Origin of the sequence: Bradyrhizobium sp. HKCCYLS3070 (genome assembly GCF_051167575.1) — a bacterium.
In the GTDB taxonomy this organism is placed as follows: Bacteria; Pseudomonadota; Alphaproteobacteria; order Rhizobiales; family Xanthobacteraceae; genus Bradyrhizobium.
On sequence record NZ_JBNPTI010000021.1, the window covers coordinates 61025 to 67526 of the forward strand.

Annotated in this window: 5 protein-coding genes and 1 tRNA gene; 4 read left to right on the top strand and 2 right to left on the bottom strand. The window is 67.0% G+C overall.

The window, feature by feature from the left end; genetic code table 11:
• The first annotated feature begins 126 nt into the window (after positions 1-126).
• Positions 127-1587 (top strand): trehalose-6-phosphate synthase, encoded by a 1461-nt coding sequence (locus tag ACQR03_RS32355; protein WP_316165688.1) that lies wholly within the window; start codon positions 127-129, stop codon positions 1585-1587.
• Between the two features lie 38 nt (positions 1588-1625).
• Here the strand turns inward: ACQR03_RS32355 and ACQR03_RS32360 are convergent, their stop codons facing one another.
• The gene (locus ACQR03_RS32360) at positions 1626-1970 is read right to left on the bottom strand and encodes a hypothetical protein (RefSeq protein ID WP_315717023.1); all 345 of its coding nucleotides are present in this window, start codon (positions 1968-1970) and stop codon (positions 1626-1628) included.
• A gap of 221 nt (positions 1971-2191) precedes the next feature.
• On the opposite strand from ACQR03_RS32360, the gene ACQR03_RS32365 reads away from it, so the two are divergent.
• A tRNA-Ser gene (locus ACQR03_RS32365) sits at positions 2192-2281 on the top strand.
• A gap of 56 nt (positions 2282-2337) precedes the next feature.
• On the opposite strand, the gene ACQR03_RS32370 is transcribed toward ACQR03_RS32365, so the two are convergent.
• Positions 2338-3237, bottom strand: a complete 900-nt coding sequence (locus ACQR03_RS32370; protein WP_315750793.1) for a helix-turn-helix domain-containing protein — start codon at positions 3235-3237, stop codon at positions 2338-2340.
• A gap of 184 nt (positions 3238-3421) precedes the next feature.
• On the opposite strand from ACQR03_RS32370, the gene ACQR03_RS32375 reads away from it, so the two are divergent.
• Together ACQR03_RS32375 and ACQR03_RS32380 are read left to right on the top strand one after the other, a co-directional pair.
• On the top strand, positions 3422-4354 hold the full coding sequence (locus tag ACQR03_RS32375) for an alpha/beta hydrolase (RefSeq protein WP_316193482.1): 933 nt from the start codon (positions 3422-3424) through the stop codon (positions 4352-4354).
• Between the two features lie 439 nt (positions 4355-4793).
• Positions 4794-5999: an MFS transporter gene (locus ACQR03_RS32380; RefSeq protein WP_434842303.1), complete on the top strand. Its 1206-nt coding sequence runs from the start codon at positions 4794-4796 to the stop codon at positions 5997-5999.
• The last annotated feature ends 503 nt before the right edge of the window (positions 6000-6502 follow it).

The following is a 6502-nucleotide window of genomic DNA, read 5'->3' on the forward strand; positions in this document are numbered from 1 at the left end:
TCTGACTTGATTGACGCTGTGATTACACCGCGCGAATGCCCGAATTTGGTTTCATTTGGTTGAAAGGGTGGCCTGGAACCATATTGATGAACAGCTGTTAACCGACATGACCAACAGGAGGGAGCTGTGAACCTCGTCGTGGTTTCGAATCGGGTGGCACGTGGCAAAGCCAACGAGCCAATGACCGGCGGACTTGCGGCAGCATTGCTGCCCATCGTGGAGAAATCGGGGGCAGTTTGGGTGGGATCTTCGGGACGTGTGCGCGACGGCGCGCAGACGGAACCGATCGCGGAGATCGAGCAGATCGGTGAAGGCGCGCTCGCGCTGCTGGATCTGCCGGCTGCGCACTATGCCGGCTACTACGAAGGCTTCGCCAATTCGGCGCTGTGGCCGGCGCTGCATTCACGCAGCGATCTGATCAGCGTCTCGCATGATGATTATCGGTCCTATCGCGAGGTCAACGCCTTCGTGGCGCGCGCGCTGCTCCGGTTCCAGAAGCAGGACACCTTGTTCTGGATCCAGGACTATCACTTCCTGTCGCTCGGCGCGGAGTTGCGCACGCTCGGTGTCAAGAGCCCGATCGGTTTCTTCCTGCACACGCCGTGGCCCGCCCGCAGCGTCATCGACAGCGTGCCGAATCACCGCGATCTCGTCACCGCGATGCTCGCCTATGATCTAATCGGCTTCCAGACCGAGGACGATCGCGAGAACTTCACCGCCTGCATCCGCGCCGATCTCGGCTTGCAGGTGCGTGACGGCGTGGTCAGGTCGCTGCACGGCCGCACACGTCTGGCGGTGTTCCCGATCGGCATCGATGCCGACAAGTTTGCGCAGCAGGCGGCGAAGGCGGTGGCGCATCCGGACGTGTCGCGGCTGCGCCGCAGCCTGAATGGCGAGAAGCTCGCCATCGGCGTCGACCGGCTCGACTACTCCAAGGGCCTCGTCAACCGCATCAACGCGTTCGACCGGATGTGGACGATGCACCCGAGCCTGCTGCGCGCCGCGTCGCTGCTGCAGATCGCAACGCCGTCGCGCGAATCGATCGAGGCCTATGGCAATCTGCAGAGCGAGGTCGCGCGCCTCGTCAGCGAGGTCAATGGCCGCCATGGCGAGGTCGACTGGACGCCGATCCGCTACCTCAACAAGGGCTATGGTCAGGGCGTGCTGGCCGGCCTCTATCGCAGCGCCCAGGTCGGCGTCGTCACGCCGCTGCACGACGGCATGAACCTGGTGGCGAAGGAGTATGTCGCCGCGCAGAGCCCGGTCGATCCCGGCGTGCTGGTGTTGTCGAAATTCGCCGGCGCCGCCAACGAGCTCGACGCGGCGCTGATCGTCAATCCGCATGACATCGACGGCATGGCGCGGACGATCGCGATGGCGCTGTCGATGCCGCTCAACGAGCGCCGCATGCGCTATGAGATCATGATGACGAAGCTGCGCCGCCATTCGATCCAGCAATGGTTTGCCGACTTCGTCGAGACCCTGCAGGACGGTGACTCGGCCGAGGTCGAGATCGAGCCTCTGCCTGCAGCGCCGGCGGGTTTTCTGGCCGGCCGCATGCTGTCGCCCGGCGCGCGCTATCACTGAACCGGGCGTTACACCTCGCCGCCGCGCGGCGGCGAGGCTCAATGGCAGTAGGAGACGCCGTCGAGCACGGCGCAGCGCAGCTTGTTTGGCGAACTCGGATTGTCCATCGGCACCATCCCGTTGCCCTGTCCGACGAACACGCCGGGTCCCACCACCACCGATGCCTTGTTGCCGACGATGACGGACGGGTGCGGCTTCAGGCTGGACTTGGTCCCGTCCGGCCACAGGATCGCATCGCCCTGCCAGATCCCCTTGCGGCCGTCGTCGCAGGTCACGTCGACGCCCTGCTTGGTGCATTGATCGGCGCGCGCCGGGCCGGCGGCAGTCAGGCTGAATGCTGCCGCCAGCAGCACGGCGAGACGGGCAGGGGTGGATGACGGCATCGCGAGGTCCCTCATGCGCAGCCGGACCGACGGGCTGCAAATCAGTGGTCGTGCCGGCCGGCCAGCCGGTTCATCGATCGGCCGGCGCGCGGCAGCGGCCCCCGACCGAGCCCGCAACCAGGGCGGATTGATGATTTTTATCAGCGATTTGGGGGAAATTTGCCGCCGGAGCCCCCGCCCGGCTTGCAAAACGCCGCCGACCCCGCCAAGAGAGGGCCGCCGGAGAGATGGCCGAGTGGCTTAAGGCGCACGCTTGGAAAGCGTGTGTGCGGGAAACCGTACCGTGGGTTCGAATCCCACTCTCTCCGCCAGTCACCCATCCCAGCCATTCCGTTCAGTTGCGAGAAGATGAAATCGCTGCGGGCCGTCAGCCCTCCGGCCTCTTCCGCACGAGCGTGCGCGGGGGCACGCCATATCGACGGCGGAAGAGGCGGCTAAAATGCGAGGGGTCGTTGAAGCCCCAGCGCAGGGCAATGTCGGTGATGCTCTCGGCTCGGCGCGCGGCTTGGAGGTCGCGGCGGCAGCGGTTGAGGCGGCGCTGGCGGATGCATTCCGAGGGCGTGGTGCCGTGCTCGGCGAACAACAATTGTACGGAGCGGACGGATAGTCCGAAGTGGGCGGCGATCTCGGCGCTGTCGAGATCGGGGTCGTGCAGCTGTGCGTCGATGTAGCTCATGATGCGCGCGAACCGCGCGGATGAGCGGCGCGGTGCAGCGTCGCGGCGCACGAGGCGCACAGCCCTGGCGACGATCTCGAGCCCGGTATCGACGGCGGCATGGGCCTCGCGGTCGTCCATCTCGGCCAGCGTGCCGGCGAAGCCCTCGAAGTAACCGGACACGGCGGCGCCGAAGCCGTGCCGGCCGGGCAGATGCAGGGGGCCGCGTCCGATCAGGTCGGGGTGAAAATTCCGGATCACGGCTTCAGGGCAGGCGATCATCATCTTGCGCAGCGGACTGAGCGTGGCGAAGGCGAGCGTCTCGCGCGTGTTCCAGACGATCACGTCGCCCGCTTCGAACAGCACCGTGCCCGTTGAGTCCTCGCCGCGCTCCCGGCCTTCGATCACGGTCATCACGACCACCAGACCGGCATCGGAAGCGCGGCGCATCCCGGCGCAGCCCTGTGCGACCTGCGCTTCGATCACGAGAGCATCGCCTAGCTGCCTCAACTGCTGACGGAGCGAGATGGCCTCGTGAATGGTCCAGCCGAGCAGTGGGTCGAGGGACGTCGTGGGCGCGGTCAGCGAGGCAAACCCTTGCACGTTCGGCATCTGCAACGCTTTCCCTTGGCCGCCCGGAGGCCCTCGCTTGCGGCGGCTGCGTACGCCCGCGTTTCGCCGTCGTCCGGGTTCGCTTTCGCTGCCGTCCGGGACGTCGGTGCCGCGCTTGGACTAGAGCCTAGGCTGTGACCGCCGTGCAGACAAGGCGGAGAGACGAGAGCAAAGGGAGGTTGCAATGGTCGGTTCGGATCTGCGGGCTGGGTTCGAGAAGGTGGCCTTCAAGGCCGACGATGGTACGGTGCTGCGCGGCTGGCACGTGCCGCCGCAGGGGGACGCGCCGACAGCGCCCATCGTCGTGCTTCATCACGGCTTCAGCGGGCTCAAGGAAAGCTATCTCGACAAATATGCCGCCGCGTTCAGCGCAGCCGGTCTCGGCGCGCTGGTCTATGATCCCCGCAATTTTGGCGAGAGCGAAGGGCGCGTCCGGCAGGAGATCGACCCGATGCAGCAGCTGGCCGACTACCGCGATGCCATCACCTTCGCAATGACCCTGCCGCGCGTCGATCCCAGAAGGATCGGCGCTTGGGGCTCCAGTTATGGCGGCGGTGTCGCCATCCAGGCGGCGGCGATCGATCAGCGCATCCGCTGCGTGGCAGTGCAGGTCTCGTTCCTCAGCGGCGGCGCGATCTGGAGCCACATTCCGGCGGAGACGAAGGCGCAGCTGTCGCAGCTGTTCGTAGGCGAGCGATTGGCCCGTGCCGCGGGCGAGCCGCCGATGACCATGCAGGTTGTGGCGCAGGATCCGGCGACGACGCCGTGCATCCTGGGGACATTGGACGCCTACGACTGGTGCATGGAGGCGGCGAAGATCTCGCCGCTGTGGCGCAACGAGGTTACCGTGCGCAGCCTGGAGCTCACCTTCAGCTTCGAGCCGGTCGCCTTCTTGCATCGCATCGCGCCGCGGCCCCTGATGTTGATCGCGGCCGAGGGCGACATGCTGATGCCGATCGAGGCGTCGCGGGAGGCGTTCGCGCGCGCCGGCGAGCCAAAACAGTTTGTCAGTTTGCCTTGCGGGCATTTCGCGCCCTATGTCGAGCACTTCGAACGATCATCCTCGGCTGCGCGTGACTGGTTCCGATCACACCTCCTTCAGACGCGCGAAGCTTGAGCTCCGCCGATAGGGTGGGGCTATCGCATATGAGGCGACAAGCTGTGGCGAGCGCTCGTTTCGCGGCCATCCTTCGCGATGGCCGCCTAAGGCGGCCTCTCGGGATGAGGGTCTTTTTCGCGGCCCTCATGGTGAGGAGCGCCGCTCTGCGGCGCGTTAGGCGATGCTCTTGCTTCGCCTTGAGACCCATGGGGGCTGACGATCGGCTGCTCCCGTGCGGCGCTGCTCATGCTGTTCCTGCTCGGGCCGGCGGCCGTGCGTGCAGTTGCCGGCACTGGCACGCCGGCGGCCGTGCGTGCAGTTGCCGGCACTGGCACGAGCACCCCGCCGGTGGCGGGGCCGCAATTCCGAAACAGCGGGGCTGATTCGGCGCGAATGCTCTAGAATTAGGATTGCAACGCGCGCCGCGCGTCACCTCCGTGCAGTGCCCCCGTCCGAAATGCCCTCCGTCATCGCCGACCCCTCCCTCCTGCGCGTCCTGATCGTGCTCGCCATCACCCAGCTGATCGCCTGGGGCACGCTCAGCCTGCCGGCGGTGATCGGCCGGGCCATGGCGGCGGATCTGGAGATGGAGCTGACGGCGATCTTCGCCAGCACGACGGTGCTGTACATGTCGATGGGGCTGTGCTCGCCGCTGCTGGCGCGACCGTTCGTCAAGCATGGCGGGCGGCGGGTGATGATCGCGGGCACTCTGCTGGCGGCGCCGGGCTACGCGCTGCTGTCTGCGGCGCAGGGGCCGCTCTCTTATTATGCCGCCTGGCTGCTGCTCGGCGTGGCCGGCAGCGCCACCCTCTCGACCGCCTCCTACATCGTGCTCAACGAGATCGCGGGCCTGCGCGCGCGCAGCGCCATCGGCGCGCTGATGCTGGTCACGGGCCTGTCGAGCAGCATCTTCTGGCCGGTCACCTCGGCCCTCTCCGCGCATATCGGCTGGCGCAGCACCTGTCTCGTCTATGCCGGCCTGCTGCTGCTGGTCTCGCTGCCGCTGTTCGTGTTCCTGCTGCCGCGGCGCGTCCATGATCATCTGCCGCCGTCGTCGGATCCGCCGGCGTCGGCTCCCGCATCGACGCCGTCGCGCGGCACGTTCTATCTGCTGGTCGGCGCCTCCGGCCTCAACGCCTTCGTCGCGTTCGGGATGGGGGCCGTGCTGATCGAGCTCCTGAAGGCCAAAGGCCTGTCGGCGGCCGAGGCGGTCGGTTTCGGCTCGATGCTGGGCGTGATCCAGATCAGCGCCCGCGCCATCGATTTTCTCGGCGGCGGCCGCTGGGACGGCATCAGCACCGCGATCGTCGCCGGACTGGCGCTGCCGGTGGCGATGCTGCTGCTGATGCTGAGCGACGGCTCGCACGCCGCGATCGGCGGCTTCATCCTGATCTACGGGCTCGGCAGCGGCGCGCTCGCCGTGGCGCGAGCCACGATGCCGCTGGTGTTCTACGACAAGGCGGCGTTCGCCAAGGCGTCCGCCCAAATCGGACTGCCGCTCAACCTGCTGTCGGCGGTGTCGGCGCCCATCCTCGTCGAGCTCTTGACCCGCTACGGCAGCAAAGCGCCGCTGGCGCTGAGCCTGGCCTGCTCGTGCGCGGCGGTGGTCATCCTGTTGTTGCTGCGGCAGCGCCGGCCGGCGCGCGCGGCGGTCTCTCCCTGAGGCGTTCGACCGAGTCGCCCGTCGGGCCGGACATGGGCTCGCCGGGAGCGCCGCGACATGCCGCATTCCCCCTGCGCCGAAACACGAAGTTCATTCGCCGTCTCAACGACATCGGCGCAATCGCGCCCGCTTGCGCAAATTTTGTTCTTTCGTTTTATCGGAATTCGTGCTTCTCTCTGATTGTCCCGCCTCATCGACGAGGGGCGCTGCGCATCGTCAGGAGCGTTGGGGTGGGATGTGATGGACGGGCAGGCGCCGACTGACGAGCGGCGCCGGCACGGACGGTCAAGTCGCATGGTCCTGGCATCCCGACGCTGATGCCTGCGCGGCGTGCCATTGGCGCGTTGCCGCAAACGGGGGCAAGAACGCCGGTCCCCGGGGAGAGTGCGAAGCAGCCGTAACACCATTGCGCAGGGAAGGCCGGGGCGGCGGGCTCAAGCGGTGGTCGCAACACCAAGTGTTTTCATTCGTGACAGCAGCTCGTCAAGCGCTTCTGCTGGAGT